Raw genomic sequence first — 21,836 nt, 5'->3', positions numbered from 1 at the left:
CGGGTGCGTGAACGTCGATCGGTGCTGAGCGAGCGCGGGGAGTAACCCCGCGAGGTCGTTCGCAGGAGGCCTCGCGGGGTCGTTCGCAGGAGGCCGGGCTACCGTAGAGCGCATGTCGATCCCTCCGCGCACCGCCTCGCTCGCGCGCACCGCGACCCCGTGGGCGGTCGCGGGCCTCGTGCTGATCGCGGCGCTGGGCGCCTACCTGCGGCTCGTGCATTCGGGACCGTTCGGCGTCGACGAGTGGTGGCACGGCGTCGCCGGTGCGACCCGGGGATCCGCGCCGCACGCGGTCGCGGTGTTCATGGCCGAGGCGGGCAGCGGGATCGGCGCCGCGGCGTGCACGGCGATCGCCGCGGCGCTGCTGCTCGCGCTGCGACGGCCCCGCGACGCGGCCTCCGTCGCGACCGCGATGGTAATCGGCATCGCCGCCTCGGAGACCCTGAAGGCGCTCGTCATGCGACCCCGGCCCTGGGACCCGCTCTTCCACGCCGCCGGCAGCTCGTACCCGTCCGGGCACTCGATGGGCGCCGCCGCCCTCGCCGTCTCGCTCGCGCTCGTCGCGGCGGAGTCGGACCGGCTCTCGCGCTCCGCGAGCGGGTGGGCGTGGGCGCTCGCAGCGGGCTGGGTCGTCGTGATGATGTGGAGCCGCACCGCCCTGCACGTGCACTGGCTCAGCGACACCCTCGCCGGGGCGCTGCTCGGCGTCTGCGCCGCGGTGCTCTCGCGCCGGCTCTGGGAGCGCTCGGCGAAACCGGGATCGGCCCCGCCGCCTAGGCTGGACGCATGAGCGAGACCATCATCTTCGGAGCCGACTGGTGCGGCGACTGCCGGCGCGCCAAGCTGATCTTCGAGCGCGCGGGAGCCCCCTACCGCTACGTCGATCTCGTGCAGGATCCCGCAGCCGTCGACGTGGCCCGCGACATCAGCGGCCGCACCAACATCCCCGTGATCGTCTACCCCGACCGCAGCCACCAGGTCGGGCCGTCGAACGCCGACATGCTGCGCAAGATCTCCGAGCTCGGGCTCGGCGCGACGCAGGCGGAGGGCGCGGCGCGGCTCGACCCGCCGCACGATTCGGCGGAGACCGCCCCGTGATCCTGCCCGAACCGATCGTGCTGAGCTCGGGCCTCACGGCCGAGTTCGAGGAGGACCGCTGGGTGCCGGGCGCGATCCAGCTGCTCGTCGACGGCACTCCGCAGTCCCATGTCGACCTGCGCGACCCCTCCCAGCTCTTCTTCGAGTACGTGCGCCGCATCGGCCACGTGATCGACCTGTTCCGGCCCGAGGGCGCCCCGATCTCAGCGCTGCACCTGGGCGGCGGCGCCTTCACCCTGCCCCGGTACGTCGAGGCGACACGGCCCGGCAGCCGCCAGCAGATCATCGAGCTCGAGGGCGCCCTCGTCGATCTCGTGCGGGAGGCCGCTCCCCTACCCCGTCGCGCCAGCATCCGCGTGCGACGCGGCGACGCCCGAGAGGTGCTCGGCAAGCTGCCCGAGGGCATGCGCGGAGCCATGGATCTGGTGGTCGTCGACATCTTCGCGGGAGACCGCACGCCCGCGCACGTGTCGAGCACCGAGTTCTACGAGCTCATCCGCCCGCTCCTCGCGCCCGCGGGCGTGGTGGTGGTGAACGTGACCGACGGCTCCGGGCAGGCGTTCACACGCGGCCAGACCGCCACGCTCGCATCCCTCTTCCCCACGGTGGCCGCGATCGCCGAACCGCAGGTGCTGAAGGGCCGGCGCTTCGGCAACGTCGTGCTGCTGGCCTCCGGCGAGACCGACGGCTCCCCCTCGCCCGACGCCCGCGCCGACGACCTCGACTGGCTGCCCCGCCTGCTCGCGAGCGGCCCACACCCCGCCCGCATGCTCGCCGGGCGCGAACTCGACGAGTGGCTGCGCGGCGCGAGGCCCGTGTTCGACGCCGACGCCGCCCCCAGCCCCGAGCCGCCGCCCGAGGTGTTCGGTCGTGGCTGAGCTGGGACGCGTGCGGGTGTGGGCCGACGCCCTGATCCGCATGCATCTCGAACCGCGCTTCGGCGCGGGCTCGTGGAGCTTCGACTTCGACCGCGCGAAGCGGCGTGCGGGCCTCTGCAACTACACCGAGCGCCGTATCACCGTGTCGCGCTACCTCGCGGAGAAGTTCGACGACGACGAGATCCACCAGGTGCTGCTGCACGAGGTCGCCCACGCGATGGCGGGGTCCGAGGCGGGTCACGGCGCCGCGTGGAAGCGCGTCGCGGCCGAGATCGGCTACGTCGGCGGGCGCACCCACGACGGCGAGATCGCGCACGAGCGCGCACCGTGGGTGGGTTCGTGCCCGGCCGGGCACGAGCACTACCGCTTCCGCAGACCGACCCGCGTCACCTCGTGCGGCAGGTGCGCCCGCGGGTTCTCCCGCGCGCACGTGATCGCGTGGAGGCAGCGCGCCTGACCCGGCGGATCGGCGGATCGCTTCCCGTGTGCCTCCCCGTCAGCAGCCGGCGGCGGCGAGCGCGTCGCGCAGCAGCCGCCCGCGTCCGTCCGGCAGTTCGTCGAGCGTGTCCGGCGAGAGGGCCTCGTCGGGAGACATCCAGCTCACCTCGAGCGCGTCCTGGCGGGGGTTGCAGGTGCCCGTGACCGGCACCACGTAGACCAGCGAGACCGCGTGCTGGCGCTCGTCGACGTAGGGCGAGATGCCGGGCATCGGGAAGTACTCGGCGACCTGCACCGGCACCAGGGCGGTGGGCATCTGGGGGAAGGCCATCGGGCCGAGGTCGTTCTCGAGGTGACGGAAGAGGGCCTCGCGCAGCGTCTCGCCGAAGCGCACGCGGCCCGACACCAGCGATCGCGTGATGCCCCCCTCGGGGGTGCTGCGCAGCAGCAGCCCCACCTCGATGATCTTGCCGAGCCCGTCGAGCCGCACCGGCACCGCCTCGACGTACACCACCGGCAGGCGACCCCGCACGAAGCGCAGCTCGTCGTCGCTCAGCCAGCCGGGGTTGCCGGCCGGGGCGGGGCGATCCTCGGGGCCCTCGGGCTCGGGAAGCTCTGCCGTGTCGATGCTCATGCTGCCATTCTTGCACCGCCGCGCCGGCCGCGTCTGCCCCTTCCCGTCGGCTCGCCGGTCTCCCGCGTCGCCCTCCCGGGCGGGCGCCGGCGACCCCGAGTCGAAACGGCCGGGCGAAAGCGCGGCACTCGTTAGGGTGGGGGTATGAACGCGACGACTGCGCCGACGACAGCTCAGACGGAGACGCCCTCTGCGATCCGCCGCATCGCCCTCGTGCAGGTGGCGAGCCCCGACGCCGAGAGCCCGGCCGAACGCATCGAGCGCGTCGAGCAGCTGCTGCGCCAGCACGAGGGAGTCGACCTGTTCGTGCTGCCCGAGCTGTGGAGCGCCGGCTACTTCGCCTTCGACCGCTACGACGAACGCGCCGAGACCCTCGACGGGCCGACCGTCGAGATGGGCCGGCGCGTCGCCCGCGACCTCGGTGCCGCCGTGCACCTGGGCAGCATCGTCGAGCGCGGCGCCGACGGCGCGCTGCACAACACGGCCGTGCTCATCGACGCCCGCGGCCGCATCGCCCAGACCTACCGCAAGATCCACGTGTTCGGCTACCAGTCGCTCGAGTCGCAGCTGCTGCGGCCCGGCGGCTCGCTGAGCGTGGTGCCCGGCCCGCTCGGCGAGACCGCGAGCACCACCTGCTACGACTTGCGCTTCCCGGGCCTCTGGCAGGAGCTCAGCGCTCGCGGCGCCGAGACCGTCGTGGTGCCCGCCGCGTGGCCCGCCGCCCGCCGCGAGCACTGGCGACTGCTGACGCAGGCGCGAGCGGTCGAGCATCAGGTGTGGGTGCTGGCCTGCAACGCCTGCGGCACTCAGGGCGAGGGCGCGGGCGCGGTGGCGCTCGGCGGCTTCAGCCGCGTCGTCGACCCCTCCGGTCGCGTCGTGGCCGAGTGCGGCGACGGCGAGGAGGTGCTCGTCGTCGAGGTCGACGCCTCACGGGTCGCCGAGGTGCGCGCCGAGTTCCCGGTCATCGCCGACCGGTTGAGCGGCGAGGCGTACACCACGCTCTCGGCCGATCCCGGAGCCGAGGCGCGGGGCTGATCCCCCGCCGACCCTCGGCTGCGGCGCCCGCTCGACCGGGTCGGCGAGCGCCGCTACTCGGGCAGGATCGTCACCTCAGCCCCGAGGATCGCGGCCGAGTCGGCCGCCTGCTGCTCGGCGGTCACCCCGAAGCGCGCGGCCTGCAGCAGCTCGCCCGACGCGGCGAGCGGCGTGATCGACAGCCCGTGCCGCGCCATGAGGTCGCCCGCCGCCTCCTGCTCGGGCGTCCACTCGTAGTGCATGTAGGTGAGGATCGCCGTCGGGTTCTCCACCCGCACCGCGCCCGCTTCGTCGCGCACGAGGTCGAAGCCGGCGATCACCCCCGTGCGCTGCGCGAGTTCGAGCTGCGTGCTGAGCATGTTGCCGATCGAGTACCAGACGAGCGTGCGCCCGCCGTCGGCGCGCGGAAGCCAGGTCACCGGCTGCAGCACGTGCGGCCCGGTGCCGACGATCACGTCGGCCCCGAGGTCTGCGACCCGCTGCGCGAACGCCGTCTGGGCGCCGTTCACCTCGTGGGAGTCCTCGGTGCCCCAGTGCGCCGACACGATCACCACGTCGGCCTGATCCCGAGCCTGCGCCATGAGGTCGGCGACGAGCGCGTCGTCGCCCATCAGGTTGAGCGAGACGCCGTCGATCGGCGCGTTGGAGTACTCGGCGAACGAGACGAGCGCGATCCGCACCCCGTCCTGCTCGAAGACCTGCACGGCTCGCTGCTCCTCGGGGCTGCGGTTGGCGCCGCTAAGTGCGGCGGGGGCGAGCCCGTCCCACGCCGCGCGGGTGGCGGCGATGCCCGCCGCACCCTTGTCGGCGGCGTGGTTGTTGGCGAGGTTCACGAGGTCGCAGCCGACCGCGCCGTGCAGGTCCCGGGCGAACTCGGTCGGCGCGTTGAAGACCGGATAGCCGCTGATGCCGAACTCGGCCCCCGCACTCGGCACCTCCTGATTGCAGAAGGTCGCGTCGGCGGCGTCGAGCTGCGGCCGGATGCCCGCGAAGAACTGCCCGTAGTCCCAGCCCCCGTCGGGCAGCTGGGCGTTGGCGTTGACGGAGTCGTGCGGCAGCATGTCGCCCATCGCGATGACGTGCAGGGGCCGGGCCGGCTGCTCGGGTTCGGCGGGCGGCTCCTCGGCGGGGGCGGGCTCGGGGGCCGGGGTCTCGGCGGTGGGCTCGGGATCCTCCCCGCCGCCCAGCCACAGCGCCGCAGCGGTGCCGCCGCCGAGCAGCACGAGCGCGGCGACGACGATCGTGATGGTGAGCCTGGCCCTGCGCGACAGCCCGGTCCGCGCCCGCTTCTCCTGCGTCATGCCCTCCACCCTATGCGGTGCGGCAGGCCCTCCCTCCCCACCCACGCGAGAGGCGGATCTTGCAGCCCAGCACCCCAAGAAGCATGCGAAATCCGCCTCTCGCCGAGTATGCGGGCGGCACGGGCCACGGACGTCGAGGCTCGCGACCGCGGCACCGCATAGGCTGGTCGCATGTCGGTCAGGATCCCGCGCCCCGCACTCGCCGCGCTGCTGGTAGGCGCCCTCGCGCTGCCCCTCGTGGCCTGCGCGCCCGAACCCGAATCCGCCGCCGAGGCCTCGGCGGCCCCCTCCCCCGAGCCCGCCCCTGCCCCCGCCCCCGCCGAGGAGCCGCCCGCCGAAGCCGAGTTCGACCGGGCCGCCCACTCCGTCGACGATCCCATGTCGATCTGGGTGGTCAGCAACAAGCTGCGCCCCCTCTCGCCCGCCGACTTCGCACCCGCCGACCTCGTGATGCCCGAGGGGGTCGAGAACGAGTTCTCGCAGCCGCTGCGCGAGCCCGCCGCGCGAGCCGTCGAGGCGCTCGTCGCCGCGGCCGCGGCCGACGGGCACGCGGTGCGCATCATCAGCGCCTACCGCGACTACGCCACGCAGGTGGCCCTGTACGACGGCTACACGGCGCGCGACGGGCAGGCCGCCGCCGACACGTACTCGGCCCGCCCCGGCCACTCCGAGCACCAGACGGGCCTCGCGGTCGACTTCGACGACCACGGCGCCTGCTACCTGGCCGCCTGCTTCGGCGAGACGCCCGCGGGGCTGTGGCTCGCCGAGCACGCCGCCGACCACGGCTTCGTGGTGCGCTACCCCGAGGGCAAGCAGGAGGTGACGGGCTTCATGCCCGAGCCCTGGCACTTCCGCTACGTGGGCCCCGAGCTGGCGCAGCAGATGCGCGCCACCGGCACGACGACGCTCGAGGAGTTCTTCGGGCTGCCCGCCGCGCCCGGCTACGCGCAGTAGGCCCACCGGCGTTAGGCTCGACGGGTGACCGCTGCAGCAGAGACCCTCCTCATCCGCGTGAGCGCCGTCGTGATGCGCGACGAGTCCGGCCGCGTGCTCAACGTGCGCAAGCGGGGCACCGGCTCGCTCATGCTGCCGGGCGGCAAGCACGAGGCGGGCGAGGATCCTCGCGACACCGCCGTGCGGGAGTTCGAGGAGGAGCTCGGGATCGCGCTCGACCGGGATCGGCTGCGCGAGCTGGGCGTGTTCCGGGCCGTGGCGGCGAACGAGCCCGGCCACACCGTCGAAGCCTCGGTGTTCGAGCACCCGCTCGTCACGGCGGCCGCCACGGCGGAGCCCCGGGCCGAGATCGAGCACCTCGAGTGGGTGCATCCGTCGGCCGAGCGCGCCGATATGGCGCCCCTCAACACCGACTTCGTGTTTCCGGCGCTGCTCGCGGGCTGAGCGCCCGCGCTCCCTGAGCACGTCGCAGGCAACCGCCGCCCCCTTCGGCAGGCTCGGGGAACGGGGCGCGCCCTGCCCCTTCGACGGGCTCGGGGAGCGGATACGGCCGCCCCGTCGAGGAGAACCGCGCTCCTCGACGACCTCGGGGCGGGTCCGTCAGAGCGCGTCGCCCCTCGGCACGTCGAGGCCGAGCAGCGCGTTCTCGACGACCTCCATGAGGGCCGGGTGGATCCAGTACTGGCCGCGCGCCGCCGTGTGCGCGTCGACACCGAAGCTCATGGCCATCACGACGACCTGGATCAGGTTGGAGGCCTGATACCCCATCGCGTGCGCCCCGAGGATGCGCCCGTCGCGGCGGTCGGCGACCACCTTGAACACGCCCGTGCCGTCTTCCATCGCCCAGCCGTAGGCGGTGTCGCCGTAGCGCTGCACCTTCGCGGTGACGTGCTCGGCCCCGATCGACTCGGCCGCCTCGGCTTCGGTGAGTCCGACCTGGGCGAGCTCGGGGTCGCTGAACACGGCCGCGGGCACGGCCTCGTGCCGGGATCGCCGCAGCTCGTTCGGGTGCTCGAGGTTGTGCGCGACCACCCGCGCCTCGTGGTTCGCGACGTGCTTGAGCTGGAACGGCGAGCACACGTCGCCGAGCGCGTAGACGCCCTCGACGGGCTCGCCGCCCGAGAGCACCCGCTGGTACTCGTCGACCGCGATCCGCCCGTCGTCGTGCAGGTCGAGGCCCGCCTGGGCGGCGCCCACCAGGTCGGAGTTGGGCCGGCGCCCGGTCGCCACGAGCACGATGTCGGCGCGGATCGCCTCGGTGCCCGTCTCACCCGAGCGCCCGACCTCGGCGACGAGCCCGCTCGCGCCGCCCGCGAGCGCGGCGTCGACGCGGATGGCGCGCACGGAGCACTCGAGCCGCACGTCCCAGCGACGGCCCGCCTCGGCGGTGAAGCACCCCGCGATCTCGTCGTCGAGGCGGCGCAGCAGACGGTCTCCGCGCACGACCTGCACGACCTGCGAGCCGAGGCCCGAGAAGATGGCGGCGAACTCGCACGCGATGTAGCCGCCGCCGATCACGACCACGCGCGCGGGCAGCTCGTCGACGCGCATCACCGTGTCGGAGGTGTGCACGCCCGGCAGGTCGATGCCGGGGATGTCGGGCATCACGGGCCGCGAGCCGGCGGCGATCACCAGCTGCCCGGCCTCGACGCGCGCGACCGCGTCGCGGGCGTCCGCATCGGAGCCCGTCTCGCCCGCGCCCCGCTCGGACGCGTCCCGCTCGGACGCGGCTCGGGCGTCCGGGCCACCCGGCCCGTCGACGACGAGCGCCCGCGGCCCGTCGAGGCGCACCCGCCGGGAGATCAGTTCGACGTGGTCGAGCTCCTCGGCGCGATACCGCTCTCCGGCCTCGGAGATCGCGTCGATGCGCGAGAAGATGCGGTCGCGGATCGCGCGCCAGTCGACCGACTCGGTGCGCATCTCGACGCCGAGCCGTGCGGCCTCCTCGGGGGTGCGCGCGAGCGCGGCGGGCCGCACGTACATCTTGGTGGGGATGCAGCCCACGTTGAGGCAGGTGCCGCCGAAGACGCCCTGCTCGGCGATCGCGACCCGCTTGTCGTCCCAGAAGGGGGTGACGAGCGAGTTGCCCGATCCCGAGCCGATGATCGCGAGGTCGACGCTGATGGTGCTCATGGAACGTATCCTCTCAGAACCCGCGGGCGGATCGAGCGGCGCCCCCACCGGACCAAGCGGAATCGGCCCGACTTCGTCCCATGAACGACACTGAATTCTCCGGTTCTCATGGGACGAAGTCGGGCGGATTCGCGGACCCGCCGCGCCGCCCGTCTCAGACGAGGCCCTTCTCGGCGAGCCAGTCGCCTGCGATACGGTCGGCGGCCAGCTCGTCGTTCACGCTGCGACCGTTCATCGCCACGAGGTCGTCGGCGGTGAGCGCGGCGCTGACCTCGTCGATGATCTGCTCGGCGCCCTCGTCGACGCGGTCGCTCGCGAGCGGCACGACGTGGGAGGCGAGGAAGAGGCCCTTCGTGTCCTCGAGGGCGACGAGGTCGTTCTCGGCGACGGTCGGGTCGGCGGTGTAGATGATGGCGAGCTGGATCGAGCCGTCGCGCAGCGCCTTCACCGTGAGGGGGCCTCCGCCGTCCTCGATGGGCGTGAACCCGACACCCTCGACGCCGTAGACCTCGGCGAGGCCGTCCGGGCCGTAGGGGCGGCTCTCGGCTTCGGAGTTGGCTCCGAGTGTGAGCGGCTCGTCCACGCCGGCCAGGTCGTCGACCTGGGCGAGGTCCCACTGCTCGGCGAACTCGCGGGTGACGGTGTACGAGTCCTGGTCGGTGGCGGGCGACTGCTCGAGCACGCGCAGCCCGTCGAGGGCGGCCTGCTCGAGCGCGGCGTAGACGTCGTCGCTCAGGCGCGCCTCGGTGTCGGGCTCCCAGTACTGCAGCAGGTTGCCCGTGTACTCGGGGAACAGGTCGATGGTGCCGGCCTCGAGTTCGGGCAGGTAGACCTCGCGCTGCCCGATGCGGTACTGGCGGTCGACCTCGTACCCGCCGGCCTCGAGCGCCTGCGCGTAGAGCTCGGCGATGATCTCGTTGGAGTAGTAGTCCTGCGAGCCGATCACGATGGCGTCGCCGGCGGTGGGTTCGGCGCCGGGCTCGGCGAGCGGGTCGCCGCCTCCTCCGCAGGCGGTGAGCAGCGCCGCCGAGAGCGCGAGCGCGCCGGCGGCGATCGCGGTGCGGCGCCAGGTGCGGCGGCCGAGCGGCCGGGCGGGGGTGTGGGGCTGAGGGCGAGCGGTCATGATCGGGCTTCCTCTCGGTGAATGGTTGAGGTGGCTGGGGTCGGAGCGGCGGGTTCGCCGTCGGCGGTTCGGGATCGCTGGGCGCGGGATCGCGGGGCGCGGGATCCGGGGCGCCCGAAGCGGGCCGTCGCGACCCGCTGGCAGGCGGCGAGCAGCAGTTCGAGCAGCAGCGTGATCACGACGACGAGCAGCGCGCCGGCGAGCATCTGGGCGTAGTCCCTCGATTTGAGGCCGGCGAAGAGGTAGCGGCCGAGGCCGATGTCGGCGGTGTACGCGGCGAGCGTGGCGGTGGACACGACCTGCAGCGTGGCGGCCCGGATGCCGCCGACCATGACGGGCAGCGAGAGCGGCAGCTCGACGCGCAGGATCACCTGCGCCGGGCTGAAGCCGACGGCCTTCGCGGCGGCGGGCACGGCGGCGTCGATCGCCTGCACGCCCGCGTAGGCGCCGGCGAGCAGCGAGGGGACGGCGAGCACGACGAGCGCGAGCAGCGGGGCCGTGAGGCCGATGCCGAACGCGAGCCCGAAGAGGGTGAGCAGACCGAGGGTGGGGAGGGCGCGCGCGGCTCCCGTGAGGCCGCCGACGAGGCCGGATCCGCGCCGCGTGTGCCCGATGAGCACCCCCGCGGGCAGGGCGACCGCCGCGGCGATGACGAGGGCGAGAGCGGTCACGCCGAGGTGCTGCAGGGCGCGGTTCGGGATGCCGCCCGCCCCGCTCCAGTGCGCGGGGTCGACGAGCCAGGCGAGCGCCTCGCCGAACAGCCCGAGCGCCGCGGGCGTCACGATCGCACCCTTCGCGTCCACGGCGCGAGCGCGCGCCCGATCCCGAGCACTGCCGCGTCGAGCAGCAGCGCGAGCACCGCGGTCGTGATGACACCGGTCCACACCTCGGCGGCGATGCCGCGCTGGAAGCCGTCGGTGAGCAGCGTGCCGAGGCCCGGCACACCGATCAGCGCCCCGAGGGTGACGAGGCTGATCGTCGACACCGTGACCACGCGCACGCCCGAGACGAGCACGGGCACCGCGAGCGGCAGGTCGACACGCCAGAAGAGACCGCGCGGCGAGTAGCCGGTGGCCACGGCGGCGTCGCGCAGCTGCGGGTCGACCGCGGTGAAGGCGTCGCAGGCGGTGCGCACGAGCAGCGCGACGCCGTAGACCGTGAGCGCGGCGACCATCGTCTGCCACGAGCGCAGGGGCGTGCCGGTGACGGCCGGGATGATGATGAGCAGCGGCAGCGCCGGGATCGCGTACGCGAGCGTCGCGACCGAGAGCAGGGGCCCGCCGATGCGGGGCCGCCGGAACGCGAGGCGCCCGATGGGCACGGCCACGAGCACGCTGACGAGGATCGCGGGCAGGCTCAGCAGCAGATGGTCGAGCGCGAGCCCGGCCACCGGCTGCCAGTTGGCGAGCAGCCAGCTCACCCGCCCAGCACCCCCACCGGCCTGCCGTCCTCGTCGACGGCGACGCTCCTGCCGCCGACCTCGACCGGGCGCAGGCGGCGCTCGGCGCGGTCGGCGCCGACGAAGTCGCGCACGAAGTCGCTCGCGGGATCGGCGAGGATCTCGGCGGGCGCACCCCGCTGGGCGATGCGCCCGCCGCTCTCGAGCACCACGACCTCGTCGCCGAGCAGGAACGCCTCGTCGACGTCGTGGGTGACGAACACGATCGTCTTGCCGAGCTCGGCCTGCAGCTCCAGCAGCTCGCGCTGCAGCTCGCGGCGCACGATCGGGTCGACCGCGCCGAAGGGCTCGTCCATGAGCAGGATGTTCGGGTCGGCCGCGAGCGCCCGCGCCACCCCGACGCGCTGCTGCTGGCCTCCGGAGAGCTGCGCCGGGTAGCGGTCGCCGAGCGCGGGATCGAGGCCGACGCGCTCCAGCAGCCCGGCCGCCGAGGTGCGCGCCTCGCGCCGCGAGACGCCGGAGAGGATCGGCACGGTCGCGACGTTGTCGCGCACGGTGCGGTGCGGCAGCAGGCCGCCGTGCTGCATCACGTAGCCGATGGAGCGGCGCAGCTCGACCGGGTCGCGCTCGCGCACGTCGTCGCCGTCGATGAGCACGCGCCCCGCCGTCGGATCGACCATGCGGTTGACCATGCGCAGCAGGGTGGTCTTGCCCGAGCCCGACGAGCCCACCAGCACGACGGTGCGGTGGGAGGGCACGACGCACGAGAAGTCGTGCACCGCCGTGGCGCCGCCCGGGTAGACCTTGGACACGTGCTCGAACTCGATCACGTCGACACCTCCCTGAGGTCGGGTGCACGGTGGCTGCGTTCACCCCACCCTAACGGTCGCCCCCGCGCGACGCGCGGGGGCTTGCCAGCCGCGGCTGCCCCGGTGTATGCGGCGGGCACGGCGCTCACCCGAGCGCGAAGACGCCGTTCGCCCAGGCGATCCCGAGCCACACGAGACCGGTGATCACCGCGGGCAGCAGCGTGACCAGCCACCGGCCGGTCTTCAGCCTCGCACCCGATCGGTCGACGAAGGCGGCGTCGTCGCTGCGGTCGTCGCGGTAGCGGGCCGACTGCCGCGCCGTCGTGCCGCCGAGCGTCGCGGCGAGCCGCTGCGCGAAGTCGAGCACGCGTGCGTCGGCCATGTCGAACGGCTCGCGCGCGACGACGAACATCCAGTCGTCGATGATCTCGATGTCGAAGCCGGGCGCCTCGTCGATCATCAGTGCCATGACGTCGGGCGTGATGACGTAGAGGGCGTCCGTCTCGTACTCGCGGGGGCAGTACAGGCGGAACCAGCGGTCGAAGTCGCCCTCAAGCGACAGGCGCTGGTCTGCCGAGAACTGCGGCACGTACGCCCTCGGCCGGCCGCGCTGGGCGGCTTCGAGGTACATGTGCGGCAGTCTGCGATCGAGCCCGATGCCCACGAATCCGACTTCGCGGCGGCCGGATGCCCGCTCGGCGGTCTCGAAGGAGTAGTTGCCGACCTCGATGTAGCGCGGCTCGTGCAGGTGCGCGGCGTTCTCGACCCACGCGCGGGATCCCGTGCGGAAGAGCGTGGCCGGGTAGGCCCGCGGATCCCACTCGACGTTGTAGTGCCAGCCGCGGGAGATCGCGAGCTCGGCTGCCGCGCGACGGCGGCGCCACTTGCGGGCCAGAACCCAGACGCTGTACCCGATGGAGGCGAAGAAGAACACGGCGCCGACGATCGCGAGCAGGCTCACCCAGAACTGCTCGCGCCGCTCCGCGGCGGTCTCGGCCTGGTCGAGGGTGGTGAGCATGAACACGGCGATCGCCGCGAACACCCCGCCGAGCGTGCCGAGCACGAGCGAGAGCGGCAGGATGCGCTCGCGCTCGCTGATGCGCGGTACACTCGCCCGAGCGCGGCGCCGGAAGGCCTTCGTCGATTCGATCCCGGTCATGCGTCGAGCCTAGGGGATGTCTCGCGCACCCTCGCCGGATAGGGTCGAGGGGTGAGTTCGTCGATCGTCGCGGCCGCGCGGCCCGGCCCAGTGTTCTTCATCGGTCGCGCCGTGCTGCGACCGCTGCTGCGCCTGCGCTTCCGACCCCGCGTCTCGGGTCGCGCGCACGTGCCCGCGGCTGGCCCCGTGCTGCTCGCCAGCAACCACCTCTCGGGGCTCGACACGATCCTCATCCCGTCGTTCTCGCCGCGCAAGGTGCAGTTCCTCGCGAAGGCGTCGCTCTTCGAGTCGCGCATCGGGGGCTGGTTCTTCCGGCAGATCGGCGCGATCCCCGTGCACCGCGAGGCCTCGTCGGCCGCGCAGAGCGCGCTCGACGCGGGCCGCGAGGTGCTCGCAGCGGGCAACGTGTTCGCGGTGTTCCCCGAGGGCAGCCGCTCCCGCGACGGCCGGCTCTACCGCGGCCGGGCGGGCGCGGCGTGGCTCGCGCTCGAGACGGGGGCGGCCGTGGTGCCCGTGGGGCTTGTCGGCACGAACCGCGCGCTGCGCAACCCCGAGACCGGCAGGCCCGACCGCGTCGAGGTGCGCTTCGGGGCCCCGGTCCCGCTCGACGACCTCGCGGGGCTGCCCGCCGGGCGGGCGAGGCGGGAGGCGACCGAGCGCATCATGGCGGCGATCCACGCGCTCACCGGCCAGCAGCTCGCCGACGACCACGCGTCGGGCGGACGCGGCGCCTGACGTCGGCGCAGTCCTCCCCTGGTCGTGAAGCGGCGGGTCAGCCGGGGTCCGCGGCCTCGAGCTCAGACGGGGCGGGGCGCGCCCTGCGGTTTCGGTCGAGGCGGTCGAGGCTCCACTCGTAGCGCTCCAGCCAGACGAACGCGTGCACCCAGGTCTCGACGAGGCGCACCCCGGGGTGGGCGCGGATCATGCGCACGATGTCGGTGTAATCGGCGAGCGAGCGCGCCGCGATCGTCGCGATGAGGCCGTAGCGGCCGAGGGTGCGCGCCGCGAACTCGATGGTCGGGATGCCGAGCAGCAGCTCTTCGGCCGAGGCCGCAGCATTCGGATCGCCCCCGAGCACGATGCCCACTCCCGAGAGCACCGAGCTCGTCGCGCTGCGGCGGCTGCGCACCGCGCCGATCCGCATGACGCCCGATCCGAGCAGTCGCAGCACGCGCGCGGCACGCCGAGGCGGACCGGCCGGTGCGGCGCGCGAGCTCCCCGAACGTGAGCCTGCCGTCGAGCTGGAGCTCGGCGATGAGCGCGATGTCGAAGTCGTCGAAGGCGAGGTCGGTCATCTCGGGGTCCTCGCCGAGCCGCAGCCGGCGCAGCACGCGGTCGTAGAGCGAGAACTGCATGTCGAGCACGCCGTCGATCGCCTGAATCTCGCGCAGGGAGCGGGCGACGTCGTCGCGGTCGGCCGCCCAGACCTCGACGACCGCCTGCGTCTGACCGCTGATCTCGGACAGGAAGACGACGTTGGTGAGCTCGCGGATGCGCTCGAATACGGGCGGGGTCGGCCCGCTGATGCGCAGCTGCAGGTTCGCCTGGACGGGAAGCCCGACGACCCGCGGATGCACCGCCGCGAGGATGCGGATCTCGCCCGACGCCAGCAGGTCGTGCACGCGCTGCGCGACGACGGTGCGGTGCACCCCGAGCTGCTCGGCGAGCGCGGAGAACTGCGCTCGCCCGTCGAGCTGCAGGGCTCGGATCAGGTCTTCATCGAACTCGTCCACGCTCCGATCCTGCCAGATCACCGCGGCTGATTCCAGCAGATCATCACCGACATCGGGCTCATCTGAGCTTCTCCACGAGAAAATGGCGACCTTGATCGACATATCATCCGCTCTTGCGATTTCAACGATTTTTCTGCTGTCGCGGCCGTTCGAAAGTGCGTACTCTCGTAGCGATTCGAGACGAAGGAGTTCACCGTGCGCAAGCTCGCGTTCACCCAGGCCCCGACCCCCGCCGCACCGAAGATCGTCACGGCCGAGCGCATCGACGCGCTCGACGAGGCCGGCAGCACCCCCGAGGCGTTCCTCGTGATCGGCGACCGCTTCGCGCACGTCGGCTCCGTCGACGAGTGCCGCGCTGCCGCCGCCGAGGTGAGCGCGCTCGCACCCGAACTCGTCGACCTCGGCGACACGACGGTCGTGCCCGGCTTCATCGACGCCCACGCGCACCCCCTCATGCTCGGCCAGATGATGAGCTGGGTCGACTGCGGGCCCGACCAGGCCGGATCGATCCCCGAGATCGTCGCACTGCTGCGCGACGCAGCGCAGACGCTGCCCCCCGGCCGCCCGATCCGCGGCTACGGCTACGAGCAGCGCAACCTCGCCGAGCGCCGCCACCCCACCCGCTTCGAGCTCGACGAGGTCGCCACCGACCGCGAGGTCTACCTGATGAACGCGTCGGGCCACGGCGGCGTCGTCAACAGCTACACCTTCGAGCTGCACGGCGTGACGCGCGACACCCCCAACCCGAAGGGCGGCGAGTTCTTCCGCGACGCCGACGGCGAGCTCACGGGCGAGCTCTCCGACGCCGCCTGCAACGTGCTCACCGGCCTCGAGGGCGTGAAGATCGGCCACCACGGCCCCAACTTCCATCTCGCCGACGAGCCCGAGGAGCACAAGCGCCAGCTCGCCGCGGCCCAGCAGAACTTCCTCGAAGGCGGTGTCACGACGATCGGCGACGCCCAGGTCAGCCGACGCGAGTTCGACATGTACCTGCGGCTCGCCGAGTCCGGCGACCTCAAGGTGCGCGTGAGCATGTACCTGCTCTCGCACCTGCTCGACGAGGCCATCGAGATGGGCCTGCACGGCCAGTTCGGCAACGAGCACCTCAGCTTCGCCGGCATCAAGTTCTACTCCGACGGCACGCTCGGCGGCTGGACCGCCTACTTCCCCGACGGCTACGTGGGCGACCCGTGCCGCACCGGCCAGCTGTACCACGAGCCCGCCGACTACGCCGAGCTCATCAGGAAGGCGCACCGGGTCGGCCTGCAGACCGCCACGCACTCCCAGTCGCCGACCGCGCTCGAAATGGTGATCGGGGCGATCGAGGCGGCGCTCGAGGATCGCCCCGATCCCGACGCCCGCCACCGCATCGAGCACTGCGGCCTGCCCACCCCCGAGCAGATCGCCCGCATGGCGAAGGCCGGAATCCACCCGGTCAACCAGCCGCAGCACCACTACAACTGGGGCGAGGGCGTCGAGCAGGCCGTCGGCACCCCCGGCGAGCGCTTCAACCCCCTCGGCGAGTTCGAGCGCGCTGGGGTGCCGGTCACCATCTCGTCCGACGCCCCCGTCGCCGACCCCCGCCCGATGGAGGCCGTGCAGGCCGCCGTCTCCCGCATCACCCGACGCGGCACGCAGCTCGGCCCCGACGACCTCGCCGTCTCGCTCGACACGGCGCTGCGCGCCCACACCATCTCGGCGGCCCGCGCCCTGGGCCGCGAGGAGGAGCTCGGCAGCATCGAGGCCGGCAAGCGCGCCGACTTCGCCGTGCTCGACCGCGATCCGCACGCGACCCCCGTCTCGGAGCTCGCCCGGGTCGGCGTGACCGAGACCTGGGTCGGCGGCGAGCGCGTCTTCGCCCGCTGATCCTCCCCGGGGCGGGTGCGACCGCATCCGCCCCTCCCTTCCCCGCCAACCCCGCATCCACCCCCTGTCGGCATCCAGCAAAGGAGCTCACATGTCCACATCGACGGCCGCCGCGCCGAACTCCCACAGGCGCGCGCTGAGAGGCGGCATGGCCGCCCTCGTCGGCACCTCGATCGAGTGGTACGACTTCTACGTCTACGCGACCGCGGCGGCGATCATCTTCCCGCACGTGTTCTTCCCCGAAGCCGACCCGGCGCTCGCGACACTCGCCTCCTTCGGCACCTACGCCGTGGCCTTCTTCATGCGGCCGATCGGCGGCATCATCTTCGGTCACGTCGGCGACAAGCTCGGCCGCAAGCCCGCCCTCACCATCACCCTGATCCTCATGGGCGTCGCCACGACCCTCGTCGGCGTGCTGCCCGGCTACGCGACCATCGGCATCTGGGGCCCGATCCTGCTCATCCTGTGCCGCATGGCCCAGGGCCTCGCCGTCGGCGGCGAGTGGGGCGGCGCGAGCCTCATGGCCGTCGAGAGCGCACCCGCCAAGTGGAAGACGTTCTACGGCGGCTTCACGCAGGTGGGCAACCCCCTCGGCGCCATGATGGCCACCGGCGCGTTCTGGGCCCTCTCTGCGCTGGGCGAGGACGCCCTGCTGAGCTGGGGGTGGCGCGTGCCGTTCCTCTTCAGCATCGTGCTCATCGGCGTCGGCTTCTGGGTGCGCTACCGCGTCGAGGAGACCCCCGTGTTCGAGGCGAAGATCGAGGGGCAGGAGCAGTCGACGCCGCTGCTGTTCGCGCTCAAGAACAACTGGCTGCCGATCCTGCTCGGCTTCTGCATCATCGCGATGTCGTCGGGCGGCTACGTGATCGCCACGACCTTCGTGCAGAACTACGCCGACACCCCCGAGATCGGCCTCGACCCGTCCATCATCCTCGGCGCCATGACGATCGCCTCGCTCGTCGAGCTCATCGTGACGCTGCCGATCGCCGCGCTCGGCGACAAGATCGGGCCGAAGGCCGTCATGTACCTCGGCATTATCCCGTCGTGCCTCGTCATCATCCCGCTGGTGATGTCGATCCAGGCGAAGAACGTGGCGCTGATCTGGCTGTTCGTCATCCTGATCCGCGTCACGCTGAGCGGCGCCTGGGCGCCCCTCTCGACCCTCATGGCGCAGATGTTCCGCCCCCAGTCGCGCTACACCTCGATGTCGCTCTCCTACGGCATCGGCGCCGCGGTCTGGGGCGGCCTCTCACCCGCGATCGCCTCCACCCTGCTCATCGTGACCGACGGCAACTTCTGGTCGGTCGTCGGGTTCTTCGGCGTGCTCGCGCTCGCGGCGTTCATCGGCGTGCGCTTCGCACCGCAGCACTCCGACGCGGCCCCGGTCACCGGCTCCTTCACGCCGCGTCTCGACACCACCGCGATCGACACGCGGGACCCCGAGACCCGCTGACCGCGGCTCCCCCCGGGGCTCCCCCACCCGCACCACCCGCCTCACCCCGGCCGAGAGGTGGATTTCGCCGCAGCATCTGACGATCCCGCGGCAGAATCCGCCTCTCGGCGCACACCACGAACTCGAGGAGCAGCATGGAAACCACACCCAAGCGCACGACCGGCTGGGTCGTCATGGAAACCCTCCGCGGCTACGGCGTCGACACCGTCTTCGGCATCCCCGGCACCCACAACCTCGAGCTCTACCGACCCCTCGGCGCGCTCGGGATCCGCCCCGTCACGACCCGCCACGAGCAGGGCGCGGGCTACGGTTCCGACGGCTGGTCGCTGCAGACGGGTCTGCCGGGCGTCGTGATCACGACGAGCGGGCCGGGCCTGCTCAACGCGCTCTCGGCGGCGGGCACCGCCTACTGCGAGTCGCGCCCCATGATCATCGTCTCACCCGGCCCGGCTCTCGGCGCCGAGTTCGCCGATGTCGGCACCCTGCACGAGACCAAGGACCAGCTCGGCGCCGCCTCGGCGATCGTCGAGTGGGGCCGGCGCGTGACCTCCGCCGAGCAGGCCGTCGCGGCCGTCCACGACGCGTTCGAGCTGTTCGCCACGACGAGGCCGCGCCCCGTCTACCTCGAGATCCCCCTCGACGTGCTCGAGCGCGAGACCGAGCTGCCGGCGACGGCGACGGCGCCGCGGCCGCTCCCAGACCCGGCCCGGCCCGCCGCCGGGGACGTCGCCTCGGCCGCCGCACTGCTCGCCCGGGCCGAGCGCCCGGCGATCCTCGCGGGCGGCGGATCGCGCGGGGCAGCTGCGCAGCTGCGCGCTCTCGCCGAGCGGATCGCCGCCCCCGTGGTCACGACCCTCAACGCGAAGGGCGTGCTCGACGAGCACCACCCGCTCGCGGCCGGCTCGAACCTGCGGCTCGCCGCGGGGAGGCGGATCGCGCAGGAGGCCGACGTGCTGCTCGTCGTCGGTTCGAAGCTCGGCGAGGCCGAGCTGTGGGTGCCCCGACTCGAGGCCGGGGGCACCGTGATCCGCGTCGATCTGCTCGAATCGCAGATCGACAAGAACCAGCGCGCCGACCTGGGGATCGTGGGCGACGCCGCGACCGCGCTCACCGCGATCCTCGAGGCGCTGCCCGAGACCGAGGCCGACGCCGGTCGCGGCGACCGGGCCGCCGACCGGGTGCGCGAGAGCCTCGAGGCCGCCCGGGCCGAGTCGAGCGAGCTGTCGGCGCCCAACGCCGCGCTCGCCGAACGCATCGCCGCGGCCCTGCCGCAGCACGCGATCGTGGCGACCGACTCGTCGCAGATCGCCTACTGGGGGCTGCTCAACGCCCTGCGGGTGTCGCAGCCGAACTCGACGCCCTACATGGCCACCTACGCCACGCTCGGCTACGGCCTGCCCGCCGCCCTCGGCTCGCGCATCGCGGCCCCGCACCGCCCGGCGTTCGTGGTGACCGGCGACGGCGCGCTGATGTTCTCGATGAACGAGTTCATCACCGTGGTCGAGCAGGGCGAAGACGTCACCGTGATCGTGGTCGACAACGGCGGCTACGCCGAGATCAAGCAGAACGAGGCCGACGCGGGCATCGCGCCGGTGGGCGTCGACCTCGCCCAGCCCGACTGGGTCGCCGTCGCCGACGCGTTCGGCGGCCGCGGCCGCCGCGCCGGCGGCCCGCGAGAGCTGGCGCAGGCCGTCGAGGCGGCCGTTCGCGAGGGCGGCCTGCAGCTGATCCACATCGATCAGGCCGCGTTCGATCTCTCCGAGGAGGCCGCCTCGTGAGCGCCGACGGCGGGCGGCCGATCGCCGTCTACACCGACGTCGACGACACCGACCCCTCGGCCGGCATCCGCCTGCTCGAAGAGCACGGCTTCGAGGTGCGGGTGCTCGGCACCCGCGATCCCGCCGAGATCATCGCGGGCACGCAGGGCGCGGTCGCGCTGCTGCCGGGCTACGCCGCCGTCACCCGCGAGATCGTCGAGGCGCTGCCGTCGCTCAGGATCGTGTCGCTCATGTCGATGGGATTCGACTACGTCGATGTCGAGGCCGCGAGCGAGCGAGGCGTGTGGGTGACGAACGTGCCCGGCGCCGCGACCAAGGAGGTCGCGACCCACGCCCTCGCGATCCTGCTCAGCAGCGTGCGCCAGCTCCCGTTCTACACGGCCTCCGCGAACCCGGCCGACTGGAACGACCGGGCCCCCGCCGCGCCTCCCCGCCTCAGCGAGACCACGCTCGGCGTCATCGGCCTCGGCAAGATCGGACGCGAGCTCGTGCGGCTCGCGGCGCCCCTCTTCGGCTCGGTCGTCGGCTACGACCCGATGCTGCCGGACACCCCAGAGGTGCGCGCAGAGTTCGACGCGCTCGGAGTGCGGCGCGCGGGCCTCGAGGAGGTGCGCGCATCGTCGGACGTGCTCTCCCTCCACCTGCCGCTCACCCCGCAGACGGAGCGCATGGTCGACGCCGACTTCCTCGCGGCGATGCCGCGAGGATCCGTGCTCGTGAACGTGTCGCGGGGCGGGCTCATCGATCCCGACGCGGTCGCCGCGGCGCTCGACTCGGGGCGGCTCTCGGGGGCGGCGCTCGACGTGCTCGATCAGGAGCCGCCCGAGCCGGGTCATCCGCTGCTCGGCCGCGACGACGTGGTGCTCACCCCGCACATCGCCTACTTCTCGGCGCGCACCGAGATCGAGTACGTGAGAATCCAGGCGCAGAACGCCGTCTCGCTGCTCGAGGCGGGTGCGCCCGACTCGCCGGTCAACCGCCCGGCCTAGGCTGCGTCCCGCCTCGCTCCTCGACGGAGCGTCTGGCGACGGCCGGCGGCCATGGTCGCCGCCGACCGTCGCCGCCGGGGGTGCCGGTCTCCTCGGGCGCTCCCGGAGCCGCGCTGGCTCAGCCCGCGACGGATCAGCCCGCCGCGGCCCAGCCCGTCGCAGCTCAGCCAGTCGCAGCTCAGCCCGTCTCGGCTCCGGCGAGCGGCGACTCGTACGCCGGCTGACCCGGGCAGCTCGTCAGCACGCGCCGCATCGCATCGCTCTCGGCAGCCGTCACCCACAGCCCGTACGAGGCTTTCACCGAGATCTGCCGGGCGACGTATTCGCAGCGGATGCCCCGCTCGGGCGGCAGCCAGGTCGCCGCATCGCCGTCGCCCTTGCTCGAGTTCGCCGCGCCGTCGACCGCCAGCAGGTTGAGCGGATCGTTGGCGAACACGACCCGCTGCTCTCGCGTGAGCGCCTGCGCGCCTTCTGCCAGGCGTCGGAGAGCGCGACGACGTGGTCGATCTGCACGGCCTGGGAGGTGCGCTCGCCGCGCACGAAGTCGATGCGCGCCCCGGTGTACGGGTCGAGCAGCACCCCCGACAGCACTGTGCACGGGCCGTCGAGTCGGGCATCGGCGAGGTCGCGCTGCAGCGTGTCGTTGCGGGCGTCGCAGCCGTTGCGGTCGGGATCCTGCCACCCGCTCCCGAATCCCGTCCTGCGGTCGTAGCCGGTCTTCGGCGCGCGCCCCTTGACGGGGAGCGCGTCGAGCGTCTCGGCGGCGGTGCGCTCCGCGGCGGGCGCGGGCGCGGGAACGGGCGCACCGGCCGATCCGGGATCCGCGGCCGACGGCCCGGGATCGCCCGCGGGCGGATCAACCGCCGCCTCGCCCGCGGCAGGATCGCCGCTCGCCCCCTCGTCGGCCTGCCGCGACGAGCCCGTGCCCGGAGCCGCGCCGCTCCCCTCGGGGGCGTCCACGCCCTGCATCGCGAGCGCGCCCGCGAGGGCGAGCGCGCACACCGCCAGCGCCGCCAGCGCGAGCGATCGCCCGCCCCTCCGGGATCCCGCCCCGCC

23 protein-coding genes and 1 pseudogene are annotated in these 21,836 nt (G+C 73.2%); 12 read left to right on the top strand and 12 right to left on the bottom strand.

The features are described from left to right. The first annotated feature begins 112 nt into the window (after nt 1–112). The 4 genes from Leucomu_RS03980 to Leucomu_RS03965 are packed head-to-tail and all read left to right on the top strand — an operon-like array spanning nt 113 to nt 2,433. Nucleotides 113–790, top strand: coding sequence for a phosphatase PAP2 family protein (locus Leucomu_RS03980; RefSeq protein WP_128386430.1), 678 nt, complete (start codon nt 113–115; stop codon nt 788–790). Continuing rightward, nucleotides 787–1,098, top strand: coding sequence for a glutaredoxin domain-containing protein (locus Leucomu_RS03975; RefSeq protein ID WP_128386429.1), 312 nt, complete (start codon nt 787–789; stop codon nt 1,096–1,098). Before Leucomu_RS03980 ends, Leucomu_RS03975 begins: the two co-directional genes overlap by 4 nt. Beyond that, entirely contained in the window at nt 1,095–1,976 is an 882-nt protein-coding gene (locus Leucomu_RS03970) for a spermidine synthase (RefSeq protein WP_128386428.1), read from the top strand. The genes Leucomu_RS03975 and Leucomu_RS03970 overlap by 4 nt, the downstream gene beginning before the upstream one ends. After that, nucleotides 1,969–2,433 (top strand): SprT-like domain-containing protein, encoded by a 465-nt coding sequence (locus tag Leucomu_RS03965; protein WP_017885344.1) that lies wholly within the window; start codon nt 1,969–1,971, stop codon nt 2,431–2,433. The genes Leucomu_RS03970 and Leucomu_RS03965 overlap by 8 nt, the downstream gene beginning before the upstream one ends. Nucleotides 2,434–2,472: 39 nt before the next feature. Here Leucomu_RS03965 and Leucomu_RS03960 read toward each other — a convergent pair whose 3' ends face one another. Further along, a complete protein-coding gene (locus tag Leucomu_RS03960; RefSeq protein WP_128386427.1) occupies nt 2,473–3,048 on the bottom strand; it encodes a DUF4916 domain-containing protein in 576 nt (191 codons plus the stop codon). A gap of 144 nt (nt 3,049–3,192) precedes the next feature. Between Leucomu_RS03960 and Leucomu_RS03955 the strand changes: the two genes are divergently transcribed. After that, nucleotides 3,193–4,083 carry a carbon-nitrogen family hydrolase gene (locus Leucomu_RS03955; RefSeq protein WP_128386426.1) on the top strand — a complete coding sequence of 297 codons (891 nt, stop codon included), beginning with the start codon at nt 3,193–3,195 and terminating at the stop codon, nt 4,081–4,083. Between the two features lie 53 nt (nt 4,084–4,136). Here the strand turns inward: Leucomu_RS03955 and Leucomu_RS03950 are convergent, their stop codons facing one another. Next, nucleotides 4,137–5,384, bottom strand: a complete 1,248-nt coding sequence (locus Leucomu_RS03950) for a CapA family protein (protein WP_128386425.1) — start codon at nt 5,382–5,384, stop codon at nt 4,137–4,139. Nucleotides 5,385–5,555: 171 nt separating this feature from the next. On the opposite strand from Leucomu_RS03950, the gene Leucomu_RS03945 reads away from it, so the two are divergent. After that, a complete protein-coding gene (locus Leucomu_RS03945) occupies nt 5,556–6,338 on the top strand; it encodes a M15 family metallopeptidase (protein WP_128386424.1) in 783 nt (260 codons plus the stop codon). Nucleotides 6,339–6,362: 24 nt separating this feature from the next. Then, the gene (locus Leucomu_RS03940) at nt 6,363–6,782 is read left to right on the top strand and encodes an NUDIX hydrolase (RefSeq protein ID WP_128386423.1); all 420 of its coding nucleotides are present in this window, start codon (nt 6,363–6,365) and stop codon (nt 6,780–6,782) included. Between the two features lie 156 nt (nt 6,783–6,938). Here the strand turns inward: Leucomu_RS03940 and Leucomu_RS03935 are convergent, their stop codons facing one another. The 6 genes from Leucomu_RS03935 to Leucomu_RS03910 all read right to left on the bottom strand — a co-directional run bounded on the left by Leucomu_RS03935 (nt 6,939) and on the right by Leucomu_RS03910 (nt 12,961). Beyond that, nucleotides 6,939–8,471: a mycothione reductase gene (locus Leucomu_RS03935; RefSeq protein WP_128386422.1), complete on the bottom strand. Its 1,533-nt coding sequence runs from the start codon at nt 8,469–8,471 to the stop codon at nt 6,939–6,941. Between the two features lie 154 nt (nt 8,472–8,625). Continuing rightward, nucleotides 8,626–9,594 (bottom strand): ABC transporter substrate-binding protein, encoded by a 969-nt coding sequence (locus Leucomu_RS03930; protein WP_128386421.1) that lies wholly within the window; start codon nt 9,592–9,594, stop codon nt 8,626–8,628. Beyond that, nucleotides 9,591–10,376, bottom strand: a complete 786-nt coding sequence (locus Leucomu_RS03925) for an ABC transporter permease (RefSeq protein ID WP_128386420.1) — start codon at nt 10,374–10,376, stop codon at nt 9,591–9,593. The genes Leucomu_RS03930 and Leucomu_RS03925 overlap by 4 nt, the downstream gene beginning before the upstream one ends. Next, on the bottom strand, nt 10,373–11,014 hold the full coding sequence (locus Leucomu_RS03920) for an ABC transporter permease (RefSeq protein ID WP_128386419.1): 642 nt from the start codon (nt 11,012–11,014) through the stop codon (nt 10,373–10,375). Before Leucomu_RS03920 ends, Leucomu_RS03925 begins: the two co-directional genes overlap by 4 nt. Further along, a complete protein-coding gene (locus Leucomu_RS03915; RefSeq protein ID WP_128386418.1) occupies nt 11,011–11,823 on the bottom strand; it encodes an ABC transporter ATP-binding protein in 813 nt (270 codons plus the stop codon). Before Leucomu_RS03915 ends, Leucomu_RS03920 begins: the two co-directional genes overlap by 4 nt. A 124-nt stretch (nt 11,824–11,947) precedes the next feature. Then, a complete protein-coding gene (locus Leucomu_RS03910) occupies nt 11,948–12,961 on the bottom strand; it encodes a hypothetical protein (protein ID WP_128386417.1) in 1,014 nt (337 codons plus the stop codon). Between the two features lie 51 nt (nt 12,962–13,012). On the opposite strand from Leucomu_RS03910, the gene Leucomu_RS03905 reads away from it, so the two are divergent. Beyond that, complete coding sequence (locus tag Leucomu_RS03905) at nt 13,013–13,696, top strand: lysophospholipid acyltransferase family protein (RefSeq protein WP_017885356.1); 684 nt, start codon at nt 13,013–13,015, stop codon at nt 13,694–13,696. Between the two features lie 37 nt (nt 13,697–13,733). Here Leucomu_RS03905 and Leucomu_RS03900 read toward each other — a convergent pair whose 3' ends face one another. Next, a complete protein-coding gene (locus Leucomu_RS03900; RefSeq protein ID WP_164884505.1) occupies nt 13,734–14,060 on the bottom strand; it encodes an Lrp/AsnC ligand binding domain-containing protein in 327 nt (108 codons plus the stop codon). A gap of 121 nt (nt 14,061–14,181) precedes the next feature. Then, a pseudogene (locus Leucomu_RS15905) lies at nt 14,182–14,796 on the bottom strand (Lrp/AsnC family transcriptional regulator); the annotation flags it as partial. A 93-nt stretch (nt 14,797–14,889) separates the two neighbouring features. Between Leucomu_RS15905 and Leucomu_RS03885 the strand changes: the two are divergent. From Leucomu_RS03885 to Leucomu_RS03870, 4 genes are all read left to right on the top strand, one after another. Next, nucleotides 14,890–16,560 (top strand): amidohydrolase, encoded by a 1,671-nt coding sequence (locus Leucomu_RS03885; RefSeq protein WP_128386415.1) that lies wholly within the window; start codon nt 14,890–14,892, stop codon nt 16,558–16,560. Nucleotides 16,561–16,651: 91 nt separating this feature from the next. After that, the gene (locus Leucomu_RS03880) at nt 16,652–18,013 is read left to right on the top strand and encodes an MFS transporter (protein ID WP_128386414.1); all 1,362 of its coding nucleotides are present in this window, start codon (nt 16,652–16,654) and stop codon (nt 18,011–18,013) included. A 134-nt stretch (nt 18,014–18,147) separates the two neighbouring features. Further along, nucleotides 18,148–19,791 carry a thiamine pyrophosphate-dependent enzyme gene (locus Leucomu_RS03875; RefSeq protein ID WP_128386413.1) on the top strand — a complete coding sequence of 548 codons (1,644 nt, stop codon included), beginning with the start codon at nt 18,148–18,150 and terminating at the stop codon, nt 19,789–19,791. Further along, the gene (locus Leucomu_RS03870; protein WP_128386412.1) at nt 19,788–20,780 is read left to right on the top strand and encodes a C-terminal binding protein; all 993 of its coding nucleotides are present in this window, start codon (nt 19,788–19,790) and stop codon (nt 20,778–20,780) included. The genes Leucomu_RS03875 and Leucomu_RS03870 overlap by 4 nt, the downstream gene beginning before the upstream one ends. 178 nt (nt 20,781–20,958) lie before the next feature. Here Leucomu_RS03870 and Leucomu_RS15810 read toward each other — a convergent pair whose 3' ends face one another. After that, nucleotides 20,959–21,189 (bottom strand): GmrSD restriction endonuclease domain-containing protein, encoded by a 231-nt coding sequence (locus tag Leucomu_RS15810; protein WP_323368318.1) that lies wholly within the window; start codon nt 21,187–21,189, stop codon nt 20,959–20,961. After that, a complete protein-coding gene (locus Leucomu_RS03865) occupies nt 21,078–21,782 on the bottom strand; it encodes a hypothetical protein (protein ID WP_323368324.1) in 705 nt (234 codons plus the stop codon). Before Leucomu_RS03865 ends, Leucomu_RS15810 begins: the two co-directional genes overlap by 112 nt. Between the last annotated feature and the right edge of the window lie 54 nt (nt 21,783–21,836).

The organism is Leucobacter muris (assembly GCF_004028235.1).
Taxonomy (GTDB): Bacteria; Actinomycetota; Actinomycetes; order Actinomycetales; family Microbacteriaceae; genus Leucobacter; species Leucobacter muris.
Note: the sequence above shows the minus strand (reverse complement) of the source record. Positions and strands in the feature narration are given on the sequence as shown.